This window comes from Streptococcus mitis (genome assembly GCF_000722765.2).
GTDB lineage: Bacteria > Bacillota > Bacilli > Lactobacillales > Streptococcaceae > Streptococcus > Streptococcus mitis_AQ.
The window spans coordinates 1,719,926-1,741,964 of record NZ_CP028415.1; the positions used below are offsets into that span (position 1 = coordinate 1,719,926).

Genomic DNA, 22,039 nt, shown 5'->3' on the forward strand with positions numbered 1-22,039 from the left:
CTTATTTTACTAAGTGCTATACTGATATAGAAATTTATCGATTGGAGAATCATTATGAGAAAAACACCATCTCACACTGAGAAAAAAATGATTTACAGCATCCGTTCCCTCAAAAATGGAACTGGTTCTGTCCTTATCGGAGCAAGCCTTGTTCTGCTTGCCATGGCTACACCAACTATCTCAGCTAATGAAAATACTACAAGCAATAAGGGAACTGATAATGAAGCTACTACTGCCCTTGCTCAACCTCTTACTGATGCAACAAACATCGCTGGTAAGAACGAAAGCGTTTTTTCTTCACCCGATAGTGCAAACGCTTCCCTAGAGAAAAAAGAAGAAAAACCTGCAACAGAGGCAACCACTCCTGCTGCAACTCCAGCCGATTCAGCACCACAAACTGGACAAGATCGTTCAAGTGAACCAACTACTTCTACGAGCCCAGTAACGACTGAAACTAAGGCAGAAGAGCCAATCGAAGACAACTACTTCCGTATCCATGTCAAAAAACTTCCTGAAGAAAACAAGGATTCTCAAGGACTATGGACTTGGGACGATGTTGAAAAACCATCTGAAAACTGGCCTAACGGAGCCTTGTCCTTTAAGGATGCCAAAAAAGATGACTATGGCTATTACCTAGATGTCAAATTAAAGGGAGAACAAGCCAAGAAAATTAGCTTCCTCATCAATAATACAGCTGGAAAAAATCTAACCGGCGATAAATCGGCCGAAAAACTAGTTCCAAAAATGAACGAGGCTTGGTTAGACCAAGATTACAAGGTCTTCCCTTACGAGCCACAACCTGCAGGAACTATTCGTGTCAACTACTACCGCACCGATGGCAACTATGACAAGAAGTCTCTCTGGTACTGGGGAGATGTGAAAGAGCCAAGTAGTGGTGAATGGCCTAATGGAACAGACTTTACGGCTACAGGCAAATATGGTCGCTATATCGATATTCCACTCAAAGATGCAGCTAAAGACCTTGGATTTTTATTACTAGACAGAAACAAACAAGGAGACGATGTGAAAATCCGTAAAGAAGATTATAAGTTTACAGATTTGAAAAATCATAGCCAAATTTTTCTAAAAGACGATGACGAATCGATTTACACAAATCCATACTATGTTCATGATATCCGTATGACAGGTGCCCAACACGTAGGAACTTCTAGCATTGAAAGTAGTTTTTCAACACTAGTCGGTGCTAAAAAAGAAGATATCCTCAAACACTCCAACATCACTAATCACCTAGGAAACAAGGTAACTATCACCGATGTTGCAATAGATGAAGCTGGTAAGAAAGTGACCTACAGCGGAGATTTCTCTGACACAAAACATCCTTATACCGTTAGCTACAACTCTGACAAATTCACTACCAAAACAAGCTGGCGCCTGAAAGATGAGACTTACAGCTATGATGGTAAACTTGGAGCTGACCTCAAAGAAGAAGGAAAACAGGTTGATTTAACTCTCTGGTCACCAAGTGCTGATAAGGTTTCTGTCGTTGTCTACGACAAGAATAACCCTGAAAAAGTGGTTGGAACTGTCGCTCTTGAAAAAGGGGAAAGAGGAACTTGGAAACAAACTCTAGATAGTACAAACAAACTAGGCATCACCGATTTCACTGGATACTATTATCAATACCAAATCGAACGTCAAGGTAAAACTGTTCTTGCACTCGATCCTTACGCTAAGTCCCTCGCTGCTTGGAATAGTGACGATGCCAAGATTGACGATGCCCATAAAGTGGCTAAAGCCGCCTTTGTAGATCCAGCCAAACTAGGACCTCAAGACTTAACTTATGGTAAGATTCACAACTTCAAGACTCGTGAAGATGCCGTTATCTACGAAGCTCATGTGCGTGACTTCACTTCAGATCCTGCCATTGCAAAAGACTTGACCAAACCATTTGGGACCTTTGAAGCCTTTATTGAAAAACTAGACTATCTCAAAGACTTAGGTGTGACCCACATCCAGCTCCTTCCAGTCTTGTCTTACTACTTTGTCAATGAATTGAAAAACCATGAACGCTTGTCTGACTATTCTTCAAGCAACAGCAACTACAACTGGGGATATGACCCTCAAAACTACTTCTCATTGACTGGTATGTACTCAAGCGATCCTAAGAATCCAGAAAAACGAATCGCAGAATTTAAAAACCTCATCAACGAAATTCACAAACGTGGTATGGGAGCCATCCTGGATGTCGTTTATAACCACACAGCTAAAGTCGATATCTTTGAAGACTTAGAACCAAACTACTACCACTTTATGGATGCTGATGGGACACCTCGCACTAGCTTTGGTGGTGGACGCTTGGGGACAACCCACCATATGACCAAACGACTCCTAGTTGACTCTATCAAATATCTAGTTGATACCTACAAAGTGGATGGATTCCGTTTCGATATGATGGGAGACCATGATGCCGCTTCTATCGAAGAAGCCTACAAGGCTGCACGCGCCCTCAATCCACACTTAATCATGCTTGGTGAAGGTTGGAGAACCTATGCCGGTGATGAGAACATGCCTACTAAAGCTGCTGACCAAGATTGGATGAAGCATACCGATACTGTCGCTGTCTTTTCAGATGACATCCGTAACAACCTCAAGTCTGGTTATCCAAACGAAGGTCAACCTGCCTTTATCACAGGTGGCAAACGTGATATCAATACCATCTTCAAAAATCTCATTGCTCAGCCAACCAACTTTGAAGCTGACAGCCCTGGAGATGTTATCCAGTATATCGCAGCCCATGATAACTTGACCCTCTTTGACATCATTGCCCAATCTATCAAAAAAGACCCAAGCAAGGCTGAGAACTATGCTGAAATCCACCGTCGTTTGCGACTTGGAAACCTCATGGTCTTGACAGCTCAAGGAACTCCATTTATCCACTCTGGTCAGGAATATGGTCGCACTAAACAATTCCGTGACCCAGCCTACAAGACTCCAGTCGCAGAGGATAAGGTTCCAAACAAATCTCACTTGTTGCGTGATAAGGATGGCAATCCATTTGACTATCCTTACTTCATCCATGACTCTTACGATTCGAGTGATGCTATTAACAAGTTTGACTGGACTAAGGCTACAGATGGTAAAGCTTATCCTGAAAATGTCAAGAGCCGTGACTATATGAAAGGGTTGATTGCCCTTCGTCAATCTACAGATGCCTTCCGACTTAAGAGTCTCCAAGATATCAAAGACCGTGTTCATCTCATCACTGTCCCAGGCCAAAATGGCGTGGAAAAAGAGGACGTAGTAATTGGATACCAAATCACTGCTCCAAACGGTGATATCTACGCAGTCTTTGTCAATGCGGATGAAAAAGCTCGCGAATTTAATTTGGGAACTGCCTTTGCCCACCTCAGAAATGCTGAAGTTTTGGCAGATGAAAACCAAGCAGGACCAGTAGGAATTGCCAACCCGAAAGGACTCGAATGGACTGAAAAAGGCTTGAAATTAAACGCCCTTACTGCCACTGTTCTTCGAGTCTCTCAAGGCGGTGCAATTGTCGCCCCAGCTGTGGAAGAAAAACCTGAATTTGACCTTTCTAGCTTAAAACAAGAACACGGTCAAAATAACAGCCAAGACAATATGTCAAACCGAATAGTCAAACCGGAACAGCAAACTCCAGCTCCACAAACTAAACCTGATTCTGCAAAACCAGATGCCAAAGTAGCTGATGCGGAAAATAAACCTAGCCAATCTACAGCTGATTCACAAGCTCAACAACCAGCACAAGAAGCACAAGCATCATCTGTAAAAGAGGAAGTTCAAAACGAATCGGTAGAAAACTCTAGCAAGGATAATAGACCTGCACCCCTAGCTAAACAAGCTGAACTTCCAAATACAGGAACCAAAAACGATCACAAACTCCTGTTTGCAGGAATCAGCATTCTTTCCCTTCTAGGTCTCGGGTTCTTGTTAAAAAACAAAAGAGAGAACTAAACTAGCCCTCCTATAGAACAATCCCCCAAGCCTTAACGCTCCGGGGGATTGATTTTTGTACAATATTTATTTTCCTAATAAGCTTGATTAGGATTTTTTATTAAGCATCTTTCATGGCAAAATAAGCCCGTACTTTTGGAGCCACTTGCGTGCCGAAGAGTTCAATAGCTCTTAGAACTTGATCATGAGGCATGGAGCCAAGAGGTAGGTGCAACATAAAGCGGTCCAAACCTAAATTCTCAATCATGCGAATCAATTTTTCGACCACCTGATCTGGATTGCCCACAAACATAGCACCATTTGGCCCAACTTGCTCCAAATATTGCTCATAACGCAATTCCTGCCAGTGCGGACGGTCTTTGGAAATAGCATCCACCACTTGCTTAGTCGGATGGAAATAATCTTTTACAGCCTGCTCACCATCTTCAGCAATCCAACCCCAAGAATGAGCTCCAACCTTTGGTTCCTGACTGGCATAACCCGCTTCGCTCCCAATCTCACGATAAGCCTGAATCAACTTTTTAAAATAACGAGGGTTACCACCAATAATGGCATAGACAATCGGTAGGCCTGCCTGAGCAATCTTCACTGTTGATTCGACATGACCACCTGTCGCTATCCACAAGGGTAATTTATCCTGAACTGGACGAGGATAGACTTCTTTGCCAGAGATTGTTTGGCTCAATCGACCTTGCCAGTCTAACTTGGTCTTTTCATTGACTAACTGAAGCAAGTCTAACTTCTCATCAAAAAGGGCTTCGTAGTCTTTCAAATCATATCCAAACAAGGGAAAAGATTCCGTGAAAGACCCCCTTCCAGCCATAATCTCCGCACGTCCATTTGACAAAGCATCGATAGTGGCATACTGTTGGAACAAGCGAATCGGATCCATACTTGAGAGAATGCTGACTGCACTGGTCAAACGGATTTTCTTGGTATTGACTGCCCCAGCTGCCAGGACAATCTCTGGCGCAGATACTGCAAAATCCGCTCGATGGTGCTCACCAATCCCATATACATCCAAACCAACCTTGTCAGCTAGTTCAATCTCTGCCAGCAACTGACGAATGCGTTCGGCATGACTGTAAATTTGCCCAGTCCCTTCAAGCTCCGTTGTTTCCCCAAATGTTGAAATTCCCAATTCTACCACAGTGACTCTCCTTGTCTACCTCTGTCCTTCATTTTGAAAAATTATTCTAACACTCAATGAAAATCAAAGAGCAAACTAGGAAGCTAGCCGCAGGCTGTACTTAAGTACGGCAAGGTAAAGCTGACGTGGTTTGAATTTGATTTTCGAAGAGTATAACACGAATCTTGAGTACAAGCAACCCATTTGCTCACAAGAAAAAGCCTAGATAACTAGACTTTTTTAGCTTATTCTACCGTTACTGACTTAGCAAGGTTACGTGGTTTATCCACATCAAGGCCACGGTGGAGTGTTGCAAAGTAAGCGACTAATTGCGTTGGTACGACCATTGAAATTGGTGAGAGGTATGGATGTACAGTCGTAAGCACGATGTCGTCTGTCTCTTTAGCAACATTCTCTTCTGCGATAGTGAGAACTTTGGCACCACGGGCTGCCACCTCTTGGATATTTCCACGAGTGTGGTTAGCAAGAACTGGGTCTGACAAAAGAGCCAAGACAGGCGTTCCTTCTTCAATCAAGGCAATGGTTCCGTGCTTGAGTTCTCCTGCCGCAAAGCCTTCACACTGGATGTAAGAAATCTCTTTGAGTTTGAGACTTGCTTCCATGGCTACATAATAATCTTGACCACGTCCGATGTAAAAGGCGTTGCGAGTTGTTTCAAGAAGCTCACGAACCTTGCTATCAATCAATTCTTTTTCTGAAAGAGTTGATTCGATAGATTGAGCTACGATTGACAACTCATGAACCAGATCAAAGGCTTGCGCTTTGGCATTGCCGTTCGCTTCGCCGACTGCCTTTGCCAGGAAGGCAAGGGCTGCAATTTGTGCTGTATAAGCCTTTGTTGATGCCACGGCAATTTCAGGACCCGCGTGAAGGAGCATGGTATGGTTGGCTTCACGAGAAAGAGTTGAGCCTGGGACGTTTGTCACGGTCAAGCTTGGGATTCCCATTTCATTAGCCTTAACCAAAACCTGACGGCTATCCGCTGTTTCACCAGACTGGCTGATAAAGATGAAGAGTGGTTTCTTGCTGAGAAGTGGCATACCGTAGCCCCACTCAGATGAGATTCCAAGTTCAACTGGTGTATCTGTCAATTCTTCCAACATTTTCTTAGAAGCAAATCCTGCGTGGTAAGATGTTCCAGCTGCAAGGATGTAGATACGGTCTGCGTCTTGAACAGCCTTGATGATAGCTGGGTCTACGACAACTTGACCAGCCTCATCTGTGTAGGCTTGGATGAGTTTACGCATAACCGTTGGTTGCTCATCGATTTCCTTGAGCATGTAGTAAGGGTAAGTTCCCTTACCGATATCTGACAAGTCAAGTTCAGCAGTGTAGCTAGCACGCTCACGACGATTTCCATCATAGTCTTGAACTTCCACACTATCAGCCTTGACGATTACCAACTCTTGGTCATGAATTTCCATGTATTGGTTGGTTTCACGAATCATAGCCATAGCATCTGAGCAGACCATGTTATAACCTTCACCAAGACCAATCAAGAGTGGTGATTTATTCTTAGCCACATATATGACTTCAGGAGCTTGTGAGTCAACCAAGGCAAAGGCATAAGAACCACGGATGATGTGAAGAGCTTTTTTGAAGGCTTCAAGAACTGACAAGCCATCTTCTTCTGCAAATTTTCCAATCAAGTGAACGGCGATTTCAGTATCTGTTTGCCCCTTAAAGTGGTGACCTGCAAGGTATTCTTCCTTGATTTCAAGGTAGTTCTCAATCACCCCATTGTGCACCAAAACAAAACGTTCTGTCTCAGAGCGATGTGGGTGAGCATTGTCTTCCGTTGGTTTTCCGTGAGTAGCCCAACGAGTATGTCCGATCCCAGTTGTTCCCTTAACACCAGCTGTCTTAGCAGACAATTCTGCAATACGACCTACAGCCTTGACTAGATGGCTTTCAGCACCACCTAGGACAAAAATCCCCGCAGAATCATAACCACGGTATTCGAGCTTTTCAAGTCCTTGAATCAAAATATCAGTTGCATTTGTGTTTCCAACAACACCAACAATTCCACACATAGTATATACGACACAGGCAAGCTGTGCTTTCTCCTTAAAATTGGTATAGTCTAATTCCTCTTTTATAGAATCAGCAAAAACAGTATATACTTGTTTCTTTCACTTGTCAAGAGTAAAAATTGGTATAGTTCAAATTACGCTCCTGTAAGCAAAAAACTCTGACCAATTAGGACAATCAGTCAGAGTCTTTTTTAAAATCCATTATTATCACTTAGTTCCTTGAACCAGTGCCCTGATTTCTTCAGACGACGTTCTTGCGTCTCCAAGTCTAATTCGACCAAGCCATAGCGATTTTTATAGCTGTTGAGCCATGACCAGCAATCGATAAAGGTCCAAATTAAGTAGCCCTTACAATTGGCTCCATCTTCAATGGCACGGTGCAGTTCATGAAGATGACCTTTTACAAAGTCAATACGGTAATCATCTTGAATCATTCCATTCTCACGGAATTTTTCTTCCCCTTCAACACCCATTCCATTCTCAGTCAATATCCACTCGATATTGCCATAATTTTCCTTGATATTTTGGGCGATATCATAAATCCCTTGCTCATAAATCTCCCAGCCACGGTGAGGATTGATTTTACGTCCAGGCATCACATAAGGCTCGTAAAAATGTTCTGGTAAGAGTGGACTCTCTGGATGCTTCGCAAATCGAGGTGCCATAACACGCAAAGGTTGATAGTAGTTGACACCAAGAAAATCTACCGTATTGTCACGAATGAGCTCCAACTCCTCCTCTGTAGCATCAGGCAAGAGCCCGTGTTCATGCAAGATTTCTACTAACTCCTGTGGGTAAGTACCCAAAACAGACGGATCTAAGAAAGATTGAGCCTGAAAAAGATCCGCAATGCGAGCAGCCTTGACATCAGCAGGATGCTGGCTACGTGGATAAGCCGGTGTCAAGTTGAGGACAATCCCAATCTTGGAATCAGGCAAGAGTTCATGACAAGCCTTAACCGCCAGACTGCTAGCCAATTGTGTATGATAAGCTACTTTAACCGCCGCTTCTGCATCCACCTTGTGTGGATAATGAGCATCGTAAAAATAGCCAAATTCTACTGGAACGATGGGCTCGTTAAAGGTAATCCATTGATCCACTAAATCTCCATAAGTCTCAAAACAAAAACGAGCATAGTCTTCATAGGCTGAGACAGTCGCCTTATTTTCCCAACCATCACCATCCTCTTGAAGGGCAAAAGGCAAATCAAAATGATAAAGATTGACTAAAAGACGAATCCCTTTGGCCTTAATAGCCTCAAAAACCTTACGGTAAAAATCTACACCCTGAGAATTGACTTTTCCACGCCCTTGTGGAAAAATCCGTGACCATTGAATAGAAGTTCGAAAGGCCGTGTGACCAGTTTCTAACAAGAGCTCGATATCCTGTTCCCAGTTTTCATAAAAGGTCGATGTCTTATCTGGACCAATCCCATTATAGTAACGATTTGGCTCCACTTGGTACCAATAATCCCAGAGATTATCTCCCTTGCCGTCACCAGCTACACGTCCTTCTGTTTGTGGTCCAGAAGTAGAGGATCCCCAGACAAAATCCTTTGGAAATCTTAGCATACATTTACCTCTTTATCTACTCATTTTTCCCATTATACAGAAAAAACAAGGTAAAAACTAGTTACATTTTTTCCTTGTTTTTCTTCTGATTATAGTTTTTATTTCTTGCTGAGGATTTCAAGCGTTTCAAGTAAGTTATCTGCATGAACTTCGATAGTGTCACCAGTCGCTTTAATCTTAACTTCTACGATGCCATCGGCCGCTTTTTTACCAACAGTAATACGGATTGGCAATCCAATCAAGTCACTATCGCTAAATTTAACACCGACACGTTCATTACGGTCATCTGTCAAGACTTCGTAACCAGCTCCCATCAAGCTTGCTTCAAGTTTTTCTGTCAAGGCTTGCGCTTCTTCGTCCTTGACATTGACAGTGATCAAGTGAACATCAAATGGCGCCAATTCTTTAGGGAAGTTGATTCCCCAAGCATAACGGTATTCACCTTTTGGCGTTTTATTAACAAAGAGGCGAGCGTGTTGCTCCATCACTGCTGAAAGGAGACGGCTGACACCGATACCATAACATCCCATGATGATTGGCACAGCACGGCCATTTTCATCCAAAACATCTGCTCCCATGCTTGCTGAATAGCGAGTGCCAAGTTTGAAGATGTGACCAATTTCGATACCACGCGCAAAGTTAAGGACACCTTGTCCGTCGGGAGAAATTTCACCCTCACGAACTTCACGGATATCCACATATTCTGCAGTAAAATCACGACCTGGATTCACACCAGTCAAGTGGTAGCCATCTTCGTTAGCACCCACAACTGCATTATGGACATCTTGCACCTTACGGTCTGCAATGATTTTAACATTCTCTGGCAAACCAACTGGTCCAAGTGAACCAAAACCTGCTTGAACAATACTTGCTACTTCTTCTTCGCTAGCAACGTCAAAGAAATCTGCTCCCAAGTGGTTTTTCAACTTGACTTCGTTGAGTTGGTCATTTCCAACTAGAAGGGCTGCAACAAGCTCACCATCTGCCATGTAGAAGAGGGTTTTAATCGTTTGTTCTTCTGGAACATTAAGGAAGGCTGCAACCTCATCAATTGATTTAACATCTGGAGTTGCAACACGAGTCACTTCTTCTTCGGCGACAACACGGTTGCTTGGTTTGTACTCGTTTGTTGCCATTTCTAAGTTAGCCGCATAGCTAGACTCACTTGAGTAAGCAATGGTATCTTCACCAGAAACCATCCATTTGAGCAATTCTGCCTTGATTTCTTCTTGCACTTCTGCAGGAATTTCGTCAAATGAGGCAACTGACTTGTCCAAAACAACCCAGCGGTCAAGGTCTGTACGAGCAGGTGTAATGGCCATAAATTCTTGGCTGTCCTTACCACCCATGGCTCCACCGTCACCAATGATAGCCTTGAAGTCTAAGCCACTACGAGTGAAAATACGCTCATAAGCAGCCTTGTACTCATCGTAAACACTGTCCAAGCTATCATAGTTAGCGTGGAAACTGTAAGCATCCTTCATGATAAACTCACGTGTACGGAGAAGTCCATTACGTGGGCGTTTTTCATCACGATACTTAGGTTGGATTTGGTAAAGGTTAAGTGGCAATTGCTTGTAAGACTTAACAGAATCACGGACAATAGCTGTAAAGGTTTCTTCGTGAGTTGGACCTAGGATAAAGTCTGATTTTTCACGGTTTTTTAGTTTGTAAAGGTCCTCACCATAAGTTTCGTAACGACCTGATTCGCGCCACAATTCTGCACTGAGAAGGGCAGGAGCCAACATCTCAACGGCACCAATCTTGTCAAATTCTTGGCGCATGATATTTTTAGCTTTTTCAATCACACGGTTGGCAAGTGGTAGATAAGAATAAACACCTGCTGAGACTTGACGAACATAACCAGCTCGCAACATAAGAGCATGGCTGATAACTTGAGCATCGCTTGGCATTTCGCGAAGCGTTGGGATAGGCATTTTACTTTGTTTCATAATATTCCTCGATTATCTAAAAAAGAGTCGCATGATGTCATTCCAAGTCACAGCAATCATCAAGACAACCATGATGACCACTCCGGCCAAGGTGACATAGGTTTCAATTTCTTGTTTCAATGGTTTGCGGCGGATGGCTTCTAGGATATTGAGCACAATCTTACCACCATCCAGGGCTGGAATCGGAATAAGATTAAAAATCCCAATATTGATGGAAATCACTGCCAAGAAGTACAAGACATTCTCAATTCCATTTTTAGCAGCATCACTACTTGCCTTAAAGATAGCAACAGGTCCACCTAGCTTGTTCAAATCCGGTTGGAAAATCAGATTTTTCAGCTCTGAGAGAATTCGGAGAGCCGAGTCGGCTGCAGTTGTAAATCCACCTACAAACATGGATAGAAAGTCCGACTTAATCCCCGGTTGAACACCTAGAAGATATCGACCTTGACTTTCTTCCGGAGTAACAGTGACTTGTTTGTCACTACCATTTTCAGAAATAGTCACATCCAAGGTCGGGGCTGTCTTATCTTTGGTTTCTGATTCCACAGCCTGAATCAAACTTTCCCAGTTGCTAATCTCATGTGAGCCAATCTTAGTAATCTGGGCCGTTTCTGACACTCCTACCTTAGCCAAAGCACCTTGAGGCATGACATGAAACTGATTGGTATCAACATCTCTAACACCACCCTGCATGAAGATTAAAATCCAGAAAACAACAACCCCTAAGATAAAGTTGTTCATAGGGCCTGCAAAGTTGGTAATCAGTTTGCCCCAGATAGTCGCATTTTGATATTGAACATCTAAAGGTGCAATCCGAACCTCAGTACCATCTGCTTCCACAACCGTTGCATCGTGATCCACTGCAAATGTTTTTTCTTCTTCCAGAACCAATCCCTTGATGAAAAGCTTGTCTTCAAAATCAAACTGAGTCACCTGCATAGGAAGAGCTGTTTGATCCAATTTTTTACCTGAGAGATTGATGCGTTTAACCTTACCATCATCAGTAAGCGTCAAACTAACAGGAGTCCCTGTCTTGATTTCAGTTGTATCATCACCCCAACCGGCCATGCGAACATAACCACCCAGAGGCAAGATGCGAATGGTATAGGCCGTTCCATCCTTGCCAATATGAGCAAAGATTTTGGGTCCCATACCAATGGCAAATTCACGCACTAGAATCCCTGATTTCTTGGCAAAGTAGAAGTGGCCAAACTCGTGCACCACCACAATAATCCCGAAAACCAGAATAAAGGTTAAAATTCCGAGCATAGTATTTCCTCCGTCTTTTGATTAAAAGAGTCCAAACAAGTGCATGATTGGAAATACAAGCAACATACTATCGAAACGATCCAAAACACCACCATGTCCAGGGATAAATTTCCCAGAATCCTTGACACCAAAGTGACGCTTGATCGAACTTTCTAGTAAATCACCAAATTGTCCAGCAATGCTAAAGAAAATAGCAAAGACTGACATCTTGTAAATTCCATACGGAAGAGCAACTGTATTGTCAAACATCATAAAGATGATGGTTACTAAAATAGCACCTAAAATACCACCCAAGGCCCCCTCAAAGGTTTTATTTGGAGAAACTGTCGGAGCTAATTTTCGTTTACCGTAGTTCATCCCAACAAGATAGGCACCGCTGTCAGTCGCCCAGACGATACACAAGGCCAAGAGTGCCTTATCTAAACCTGCAACGCGAGCATCTAGTAAAGCATTAAATCCAAAGCCAACATAGAAACTCATAGCAAGAGGGAAAACAGCATCCTCAATCGTATAAGACTTGCTAAATACAGTCGTTCCTAACATGATTGAAATCAGAACACTATAAGCAACCACATTCCCATCAACTGGTAAAAAAGTCAGATAATTCTCCAAGGGAATGGTCAAAGCAAAGGTTGCAAAGAGGGTTAAGAGGCCCTCCATCGTCATGGTCTCTAGACCTCTCATCTTCAAAAGTTCATGCATGGCTAGCATGGCTATGATTCCAATTGCTATCTGAAGCAAGAGGCCCCCAATCATTAAAATTGGTAGGAAAATAGCCAGGGCAATCCCTGCAAACAAGGTTCTTTTCTGTAAATCCTGTGTCATATTTCCTCCTAAACTCCTCCAAATCGGCGATGACGACGATTGTAGGCAAGAATGGCTTCCTGCAAGGCCGCCTCGTCAAAATCAGGCCACAAGGTGTCTGTAAAATAGAGCTCACTATAGGCTCCCTGCCATGGAAGGAAATTGCTCAAACGCAATTCTCCACTAGTACGGATAATCAAGTCTGGGTCTCGTAACTCCTTAGGCAAATGCTGGGTGAAGAGATAGTTGCCAATCAATTCCTCTGTGATGTCACCTGGGTTGATTTTGGCATCTAACACATCCTGGGAAATCAACTTAAGAGCCTGTGTAATCTCAGCACGTCCACCATAGTTGAGGGCAAAATTAAGAATCAAACCTGTGTTGTTCTTAGTCAATTCCTCAGCCTTGGTCAGTGCTTCAAAAGTTTGCTTAGGCAGGCGGTCTGTCTCCCCAATCATTTGAATCTTAACATTATTCGCATGCAATTCCGGGACATAATTATCATAAAACTCTACTGGCAAGTTCATGATAAACTTGACTTCCTGATCTGGACGGGTCCAGTTTTCTGTAGAAAAAGCATAGACCGTAATCACCTTGACACCTAGTTTGTTGGCTGCCTTAGTCACAGTTTGCAATGCTTCCATGCCCGCCTTATGTCCAAAAACTCGCGGTTGCATACGTTTTTTAGCCCAACGGCCATTGCCATCCATGATGATGCCGATATGAGCAGGAACCTGTGTCGGAACCTCTACTTCTACAGCCTTATCTTTCTTAAAAAATCCAAACATGATCTTATTCCTATTCAAAAATCTATCGTTTCATTATACCATATTTCCCTATTTTCTTCTATCACTAAGCTATTTATACTCTTCGAAAATCTCTTCAAACCACGTCAGCTCTATCTGCAACCTCAAAACAGTGTTTTGAGCAACCTGCGGCTAGCTTCCTAGTTTGCTCTTTGATTTTCATTGAGTATTATTCTCAGGCACAAAGCCCATTTCCAAAAAAATAAGCCGCCTGATTTGGCGACTTTATTTTTTATAGGGAGATTATTATAAAAAAGTTTTAGGAGTTTAAGTTAAGGTCTTCTTAACTTATGAGCTTAGTATACACTTCCTAGCTTAAAGTTTCCTTAAGTATTTTTAAAAATCAATTTTTTCCATTTTTCCTGCCAATTTTTCTTGGATAGACGTGTTCGATAAAGTTCCATTCGGTCTTCATTCTCTAAAAAATGAGGAGTTGGACGAACTTGAAAATTCAAAATATCCTCCAAACTATAAGGTGCATAGAGTTCAAAATCTGATTCTTCATTCAAGCGCAGTCCAACTGCCGTACATCGTTCTGGATACTTACTCATAGCATCACAAGAGCTGCTATAGGGAGCAGTATGAGGACTGTGCTGGTGCATATAGACCTGATTTTTCAATTCCCACTGGTACTGAGGAAAATCCTCTCGCAGTTTTTTCTCTAGGGACAAGGTTTCCTCATAAGAAATATCTGGATCAAAGAAAATCACATCTACATCTGTTTCACAGTCAAAAGGGGATTTGTCTGACAAGAGATTCCAGATAAAATTTCTGACTGAACCTGCTGACAACCACGAGTCTTTCAGACCAAGGTTTCGGATAGTTTCTAGAATAGCCATCATATCCGGATTTTCTCTAAAAACCTCTAGAATTTCTTGCTTATTTTTCATTGTACTCATAACCTAAATGCTCATATGCCTTAGCAGTCGCCACCCGTCCAGACCGTGTCCGCATGATAAAACCTTTTTGAATCAAGTAAGGCTCATACATATCTTCAACTGTCTCACGTTCTTCTGCTATGTTAACAGAAAGAGTTCCTAAGCCGACAGGACCACCACCGTATATCTCAATCATGGTGCGAAGGATTTTTTGATCCACATAGTCCAAACCTTCATGGTCAACATCCAGTATAGTCAAAGCCTTATCGGTAATAAGATCATCGATAACCCCATTCCCCATAATCTGGGCAAAATCGCGCACGCGCTTGAGGAGACGATTGGCAATACGAGGGGTCCCACGACTACGTAGGGCCAACTCAGATGCTGCCTCATGAGTGATTTCCATCTCAAAAATATCTGCCGTCCGCTCGACAATTTCTGTCAAGTCAGCATGAGCATAATACTCCATATGCCCCGTAATCCCAAAACGTGCCCGTAGCGGATTTGAGAGCATACCTGCCCGAGTCGTCGCACCAATCAAGGTAAAAGGTGGCAACTCCAAATGAACACTGCGACTGCCTTCACCAGCACCAATCATGATATCAATGTAAAAGTCCTCCATGGCACTATAAAGTACCTCTTCCACCGACATAGGCAAGCGATGAATCTCATCAATAAAAAGGACATCCCCAGGCTCTAAGTCATTCAAAATCGCTACCAGATCTCCGGCTTTTTCAATGACTGGACCCGAAGTCTGCTTGAGATTGACACCCAGTTCATTGGCAATAACAAAAGCCATGGTCGTTTTCCCGAGGCCTGGAGGGCCAAACAAAAGCACATGATCCAGCGCCTCATCCCGCATTTTGGCGGCCTCGATAAAGATTTGGAGCTGGTCCTTGACCTTGTCCTGCCCAATATATTCACGTAAGTACTGAGGACGGAGCGTGCGTTCTACTAACTCCTCGTCCCCCATTATCTCATTGTCTAAAATTCTACTCATGGCTCTATTATATCAAAAATCCAAGCCACAAACAAAAAAGCCACCCGATTGGGTGACTCCTGAGTTTAGCACTTATGTGGTATAATATCATACGGCACTACTACACCGCCTACGAAAGGAGGTGAGATAGCCCATGATGGAACTAATCCTTAAAACTATCATCGGACCAATTGTGGTCGGTGTCGTTCTTCGCTTAGTCGATAAATGGCTAAACAAAGATAGATAGTGTCAAAAAGACCCCAAGCTTAATGTGGAAGTTAGCTTGGGGTCTTTTCTAGTCCATGATATAGAACTAATCCTCAATTCCTCTCCATTATCCCACAGTTCACGAATTTTGTCAAAGGTTTATATTCTCATCCATTCAACTTCTCCAACTTTAGAATCTGTCCAATAAAGTTTATAAGATTGAGAGAAAGTTATCAAAAATTATTTTTAGGATAGTCCCAAAAATCCTGAAATAGAGCCAAAAAACTCCACCTGATTGGGTGGAGTTAAGGGAGATTATTATGAAAAAGAAAAGTTTAGGTTTTTATTAAATAAAGTTAGGAGGTCTTTATTTAATAACTATATGATATAAGACGAAGCTTAAAACTAGCTTAACTTTTTCTCAAATTTTACTATTTTGCAAAAAAAATTCTATCACCATCACCTACCCACGAAAAAAGCCACCTGATTTGGTGGCTTCAGTAGGAGATTATGATGAAAAAAAGTTTTAGGATTTCATTAAATAAAGTTAGGAGGTCTTTATTTAATGACTATATGATACTAGACCAGCCTTAAACTTTGCTTAAGAAAAAACAATTTTTGTTAATTTTTACGATTCACCCAAGTCATCCCTATACAATTATAGGTGGATAAGATTTCAAAGCCCATAGAACGATAGAAGCCCAAGGTTCTTTCTGTCTGTTCTGTTACCAGCTGGACTTGATAGGCATCTTTGTAATCTTCTAAAGCCTCTTTCATCAAGGCACTACCAATCCCTTGGCGCTGATAGCTAGGCAAAACAATCAAATCCTGTACAAAAACTGATGAAAGACCATCTCCAACCAAACGAATCAAGCCCACCACAGCATCGCCATCAAGCGCCAGATAAATCACTAATGAATGAGATAAGGCCTGCTCCAGCATCTCTGGTTGATGGGTATAATTTGTCCAACCGACAGCCTGATAGAGATGCAAAACATCCTCTAGCTTGACAATTTCTTGCTTTTTAATAGTAATCATCTCAACACCTCTTAGAGTTCTCTCAAACTCTTGTACTGTCGTCCATTTTGGTCAAAATTTTCAGGAGACAACCACGTTTCCAAACGATCTTTGACTTTGGGCCAGTCCTTATCGATCATAGACATCCAATCCGTATCTCTGGTGCGACCTTTATAGATAACAGCTTGGCGGAAGGTTCCCTCGTAGATAAAGCCCAAACGTTCTGCTGCTTTTCTAGAAGGTAAATTTAGTGCATCACATTTCCACTCATAACGGCGATAGTTGAGCTCTTCAAAGACATAACGGGCTAATAAAAACTGGGCTTCTGTCCCCATTCTTGTGTGCTTGAGAGTCGGAGAAAAGGTCACTGCTCCAACTTCAATGACGCGATTGGCTTGGTCAATGCGCATAAGCGAAAAAGTACCCAGAGCTTTACCAGTTGATTTATCGATAATCGCGTAGTAAAAGCGATCCTTTCGCTCAATCATCTGCTTCAAAGCTACCATTAACTCTTCTAGATTAGCCACAGGTGGTTGAAAAAGGTAGGTCCACATCTCACGAGGACTATCTGGGCCATAAACAGCTAATAAATCCTCTGCATGCTTTTCCACCGATAGAGCTTCTATAATCGTATATCGCCCTTCTATCCGTACAAGTGAAGGCAAAACTCCAGGTGTATCATCTACAGGTTCACCAATCATCTGACCGTATTCATTTACTGGCATCGTTTTCTCCTTGTCTCACTCTTATAAGTTTCAAGATGTGAATAGTATACCACATCTCACACATAATATTCAAAAAAGGAGTTTTTTGAATATGGAAACGAGTGAGTTAATGCCCCTTGTTCTTCTCTCTACGTTTTTGCTGTTTGCGTTCAAATTTCTCTTGTTTTAGTGTTTGCTTTTGTAGACTGGACTACCAACCAGAACTGTGTTTTTATCTTAGTTGGAACTATTATAGTACGGTTCAGCACTATCTACAAATTCTTCAGATGTGTATCAAAAAAATTTATCGTAGCAAACCAAGAGTCTACACTTTCTTTCATTAATAAGCGCCAATCTTTTCGATAACGATAATTCGGTTGATAAGCAATCGTCAACATATGCCCTGTTTCATGATATTTTTTAAACAAAATGGATTCCCCTTTATAATGTGAAATGATATCATCTATCGCGGATGATGCATTCCATATTTCATCAACATCGCTTCCTAGTAATAATAAAGGAGAGGTAATTTTACTCACATCAATCTGAGCACTTCTATCTTCAGGAATGTGTTTTCCAAAAAAACTTGTTTAACAAATAATTTCCTAACTGAAATTTTTGATAAGGAAGTTCCTTTTGTAAATATGTCCAAGAAGATGAATGAGAGTTGAGTTTTCCCTTTATTCCCTCAAATATTACATTTGAGGGGGAATTGAGTACCAAACATTGCACATCTTCCAAAATACTTTGTCCAGCCAGAACAAGCTCTGCTCCTTTAGAGCGACCATATATTCCTATTTTTGTATTATCAACTTGAGGATGATGATATAGAAAATCTTTCGCCTCCTCCAGACATTCTATTGGAATTCGTTCTAAATTTTGAGGTAATCCCTCTAAACCAAAATAAGCTATTGCAAGACAAATATAGCCTCTAGAAGATAAAAGTTGGGCAATATTCTGAGCTTTTTCAATTCTTCCCTCACTACCGCTGACAATAATCACGGCTGGCGCCCTTCTTAACTTTTCATCATAAAATAATCGACCTTGAAAATGCTTGTCATAGATATCTTGATATCTTACTCCCAGATTCATATAACGCCTTACAAAACTTTGCTCCGCGACCACATCTTTCCCCAGCCTGATTTTAATTTCAACACCAAAACAATCTCGTAATGGAATTCTATCAAGAGAACTCGGTAATCTCCTTTTCCTATTCTTCAACGGTTTCGCATTAAAGAATAATCCCATTTCTGAAACCCCTTTATAAGATCCCGAAACAGATGCTGTCTGAGAGGTATCAATCATACCGTCCTGATTAGATAAAAAAATTGCGGTTGATTTCCATATAACATCATGATCTAAAAGCAAGGGAGCATTTATACAGTAATAATCAAACAGGTACATTTCTACACAATACATTGCCCTTGGTTCTAAACCATTGATAGCAATATAAAAAGATTCATCCGCTAAATCTGTTTGTGAAATCAGTTCTATGTTTACAGTCATATCTTCTCCTTTTTGTTAATTCACTTAACAATTATATTTGAAATTTACCGTGACTTTTACCACGGTAATTCTCCCCACACCTTTTCAATATCATCCATCAATTTCACAACTGTTTGAAGTTCCCTCTTGCTATAGTTGTTTAAAACTGAAAAGATTGATTTTTCAATATATGCTTGTTGCTCCTTATGGATTTTAAAAATTTCGATGCCTTTTTCAGATAATTTCAAATATTTATTTTTCCCATTATTCGGATCAAAATCAAAAACAACTAAATTTTTTTGAATCAATCTCCTAACACTTTGAGTTATTGCACTTCTTGAAACTTCTAATAATTCAGATAATTTTACTAGATTTAAGGGCTGATTTTCCCCAATCACAACAATCAAATGTACCTCATTCAACGTGATGGATTTGTCAACACCACTTTTATGTTGATTTTTTTTTAACTGGTCAAACGCTAAAATAAATCTATTGAAACGATTATTAAATGCAATAAATTCTTTTTTATCCATAATCTCTCTTTCATTTGTTAATCATATTAACAAAACAGAAACTTCCTGTCAAATAAAAAATCCTCCAGATTCTACTCTGAAGGATTCCTATCTTATTTCACAACGATATTTACGAGTTTAGTTAGCTCAGACAATCTGAGTTTGAAACCAACAAATAAATTGGTTACTTCGTTACAATATTAACGAGTTTATTCGGTACCGCAATGACTTTCACGATTTCCTTACCGTCAATTTCTGCTTTGACTTTTTCATCCGCTAGAGCAATTTCTTGCAATTCTTCGCGTGATAGGTCTTTAGCAACCATGAGTTTGGCACGAACTTTTCCTTTGATTTGAACGACGATTTCGATTTCGTCTTCAACCAATTTGCTTTCATCCCAAGTTGGCCAAGCTACATAAGAGATAGATTCTCCTGTTACTGCAAGAGTTTGCCAGAGTTCTTCTGCCAAGTGAGGTGCAAATGGTGCGATCATTTGGATAAAGCCTTTGGCGTAGTCCACATAGAGCTTGTCTTCCTTATTAGCAGCGTTGACAAAGACCATAAGTTGAGCAATGGCTGTGTTGAATTTCATAGACTCAATTTGCTCAGTAACAGATTTAACGGTTTCGTTATAAACCTTATCAAGAGCGCCATTGTTTTCCGAAGTGATTTCTTTACTTGTAATCAAACGGTAAACACGGTCCAAGAATTTACGGCTTCCTTCCAGACCTTCTTCTGACCAAGCAATCGAAGCATCGAGTGGTCCCATAAACATTTCATAAACACGAAGGGTATCGGCACCGTATTGTTCCACCACATCGTCAGGGTTAATCACGTTCTTGAGCGATTTAGACATCTTGGCTGGCGCTTGCTCCAACTCCTCTCCTGTTTCCACATGGAAGAAAGAACCGTCACGTTTTTCAACCTTGTCGGTTGCCACAAGAGCCCCACGGTGGTCACGGTAGCTGGTTCCCAAAATCATCCCTTGATTAAAGAGTTTTTGGAATGGTTCCTTAGTTGGAACAACACCGAGGTCATAGAGGAATTTATGCCAGAAACGAGCGTAGAGCAAGTGAAGTACAGCATGCTCTGCACCACCCACATAGATATCTACTGGTAACCATTGTTTGAGAAGGTCCTCATCAGCCAATTTCTCAGTATTGTGTGGGTCGATATAGCGGAGGTAGTACCAGCTTGAACCAGCCCACTGTGGCATAGTGTTGGTTTCACGACGACCTTTAACACCATCTTCACGAGTCACTTCAAGCCAGTCTGTCAAGTTAGCTAGTGGACTTTCACCAGTACCTGAAGGACGGATGTCCTTGGTTACAGGCAAGACAAGTGGCAATTCACTTTCAGGGACAGCTGTTGATGTCCCATCTTCCCAATGAATGATAGGAATTGGCTCACCCCAGTAACGTTGACGGCTAAAGAGCCAGTCGCGGAGACGGTAGGTCACCTTCTCCTGACCACAGTCGTTTTCTTCCAACCAAGCCACAATCTTGGCAATAGCATCTTCTTTGTTCAGTCCATCTAGGAAGTCTGAATTGACATGAAGGACATCTTCTGTGTAGGCAGCTTCTTCAACGTTTCCACCTTCAAGTACTTCGACGATTGGAAGGGCAAATTGTTTGGCAAATTCCCAGTCACGTTGGTCATGGGCAGGAACAGCCATTACCGCACCTGTTCCATAACTAGCAAGAACATAGTCCGCAATCCAGATTGGAATTTCCTTGCCATTGACAGGGTTGATGGCATAAGCACCTGTCCAGACACCAGTTTTTTCTTTGGCAAGGTCTGTACGAGCCAAGTCAGATTTGAGGCTAGCTTGATGTTTATAGTCTTCTACTGCCTCTGCTTGCTCTGTGCTTGTGATGGCATCTACTAGTTCATGCTCAGGAGCCAAAACGGTGAAAGTAGCACCGAAAAGGGTGTCCGGACGAGTGGTAAAGACTGTGAATTCCTTGTCTGTTCCCTTTACTTTGAAGGTTACATTAGCACCAGTTGATTTCCCAATCCAGTTGCGTTGCATGTCCTTGATAGACTCTGGCCAATCTAGTTCATCTAAGTCATTGAGCAAACGCTCCGCATAGGCCGTGATTTTGAGCATCCATTGGCGCATTGGTTTGCGGACAACTGGATAGCCTCCACGCTCAGAAGTTCCATCAGGAAGGACCTCTTCGTTGGCGATGGCTGTTCCCAATTCCTCAACCCAGTTTACTGGCACTTCCGCTTCATAGGCCAAGCCTTTTTCGTAAAGCTTGATGAAAATCCACTGCGTCCACTTATAGTAGTTTGGATCTGTTGTATTGACTTCACGATCCCAGTCATAAGAAAATCCAAGCGCATTGATTTGGCGTTTGAAGTTGGCAATATTTTCCGCTGTAAATTCTGCTGGGTCATTACCTGTATCCATAGCATATTGCTCTGCAGGCAAACCAAAAGCATCCCAACCCATTGGGTGAAGGACATTGTAGCCTTGCGCACGTTTGTAACGACTGAGGATATCTGTCGCTGTATAGCCTTCTGGGTGTCCTACGTGCAGACCCGCTCCAGACGGATATGGGAACATGTCAAGTGCATAAAACTTCGGTTTTGATGCATCTGTACCTGTCTTAAATGTATGATGTTCTGCCCAGTAGCCCTGCCACTTAGGCTCAATTTCTTTATGGTTGTAAAAACTCATGGTCTCTCTCCAATTTTGTGATGTTACTATTA

At 41.9% G+C, this 22,039-nt stretch carries 15 protein-coding genes and 1 pseudogene; 2 read left to right on the forward strand and 14 right to left on the reverse strand.

Annotated features, from left to right (window positions below; genetic code table 11):
- Positions 1–54 precede the first annotated feature (54 nt).
- Positions 55–3,951, forward strand: coding sequence for a pullulanase (locus SK637_RS08540; protein ID WP_033689420.1), 3,897 nt, complete (start codon positions 55–57; stop codon positions 3,949–3,951).
- 100 nt (positions 3,952–4,051) lie between these two features.
- On the opposite strand, the gene SK637_RS08545 is transcribed toward SK637_RS08540, so the two are convergent.
- From SK637_RS08545 to ruvB, 9 genes are all read right to left on the reverse strand, one after another.
- Entirely contained in the window at positions 4,052–5,101 is a 1,050-nt protein-coding gene (locus SK637_RS08545; protein WP_033689421.1) for an LLM class flavin-dependent oxidoreductase, read from the reverse strand.
- 224 nt (positions 5,102–5,325) lie between these two features.
- Positions 5,326–7,134, reverse strand: coding sequence for a glutamine--fructose-6-phosphate transaminase (isomerizing) (glmS, locus tag SK637_RS08555; RefSeq protein ID WP_033689423.1), 1,809 nt, complete (start codon positions 7,132–7,134; stop codon positions 5,326–5,328).
- A 191-nt stretch (positions 7,135–7,325) separates the two neighbouring features.
- Positions 7,326–8,705, reverse strand: a complete 1,380-nt coding sequence (gene bglA / locus SK637_RS08560) for a 6-phospho-beta-glucosidase (protein WP_033689424.1) — start codon at positions 8,703–8,705, stop codon at positions 7,326–7,328.
- Positions 8,706–8,803: 98 nt separating this feature from the next.
- Positions 8,804–10,657, reverse strand: a complete 1,854-nt coding sequence (locus SK637_RS08565; RefSeq protein WP_033689425.1) for a proline--tRNA ligase — start codon at positions 10,655–10,657, stop codon at positions 8,804–8,806.
- 12 nt (positions 10,658–10,669) lie between these two features.
- Entirely contained in the window at positions 10,670–11,929 is a 1,260-nt protein-coding gene (rseP, locus tag SK637_RS08570) for an RIP metalloprotease RseP (RefSeq protein WP_033689426.1), read from the reverse strand.
- A 21-nt stretch (positions 11,930–11,950) separates the two neighbouring features.
- Positions 11,951–12,754, reverse strand: coding sequence for a phosphatidate cytidylyltransferase (locus SK637_RS08575; protein ID WP_033689427.1), 804 nt, complete (start codon positions 12,752–12,754; stop codon positions 11,951–11,953).
- Between the two features lie 8 nt (positions 12,755–12,762).
- Positions 12,763–13,521 (reverse strand): isoprenyl transferase, encoded by a 759-nt coding sequence (locus SK637_RS08580; protein WP_000466722.1) that lies wholly within the window; start codon positions 13,519–13,521, stop codon positions 12,763–12,765.
- A 344-nt stretch (positions 13,522–13,865) separates the two neighbouring features.
- Positions 13,866–14,438, reverse strand: a complete 573-nt coding sequence (locus tag SK637_RS08590; RefSeq protein ID WP_033689429.1) for a nucleotidyltransferase family protein — start codon at positions 14,436–14,438, stop codon at positions 13,866–13,868.
- Entirely contained in the window at positions 14,419–15,417 is a 999-nt protein-coding gene (gene ruvB, locus SK637_RS08595; RefSeq protein WP_080710563.1) for a Holliday junction branch migration DNA helicase RuvB, read from the reverse strand. The genes SK637_RS08590 and ruvB overlap by 20 nt, the downstream gene beginning before the upstream one ends.
- Positions 15,418–15,550: 133 nt before the next feature.
- On the opposite strand from ruvB, the gene SK637_RS08600 reads away from it, so the two are divergent.
- On the forward strand, positions 15,551–15,643 hold the full coding sequence (locus SK637_RS08600; protein ID WP_000970296.1) for a type I toxin-antitoxin system Fst family toxin: 93 nt from the start codon (positions 15,551–15,553) through the stop codon (positions 15,641–15,643).
- A gap of 581 nt (positions 15,644–16,224) precedes the next feature.
- Here the strand turns inward: SK637_RS08600 and SK637_RS08605 are convergent.
- From SK637_RS08605 to leuS, 5 genes and pseudogenes are all read right to left on the reverse strand, one after another.
- The gene (locus tag SK637_RS08605) at positions 16,225–16,641 is read right to left on the reverse strand and encodes a GNAT family N-acetyltransferase (RefSeq protein WP_033689432.1); all 417 of its coding nucleotides are present in this window, start codon (positions 16,639–16,641) and stop codon (positions 16,225–16,227) included.
- Between the two features lie 11 nt (positions 16,642–16,652).
- Positions 16,653–17,345, reverse strand: coding sequence for a GNAT family N-acetyltransferase (locus tag SK637_RS08610; protein ID WP_033689434.1), 693 nt, complete (start codon positions 17,343–17,345; stop codon positions 16,653–16,655).
- Between the two features lie 251 nt (positions 17,346–17,596).
- Positions 17,597–18,830, reverse strand: a pseudogene (locus SK637_RS08620) (acyl-CoA thioesterase/BAAT N-terminal domain-containing protein).
- A gap of 56 nt (positions 18,831–18,886) precedes the next feature.
- Positions 18,887–19,342, reverse strand: a complete 456-nt coding sequence (locus tag SK637_RS08625) for a MarR family transcriptional regulator (protein ID WP_033689435.1) — start codon at positions 19,340–19,342, stop codon at positions 18,887–18,889.
- 163 nt (positions 19,343–19,505) lie between these two features.
- Positions 19,506–22,007: a leucine--tRNA ligase gene (gene leuS, locus SK637_RS08630; protein WP_033689436.1), complete on the reverse strand. Its 2,502-nt coding sequence runs from the start codon at positions 22,005–22,007 to the stop codon at positions 19,506–19,508.
- Positions 22,008–22,039 lie beyond the last annotated feature (32 nt).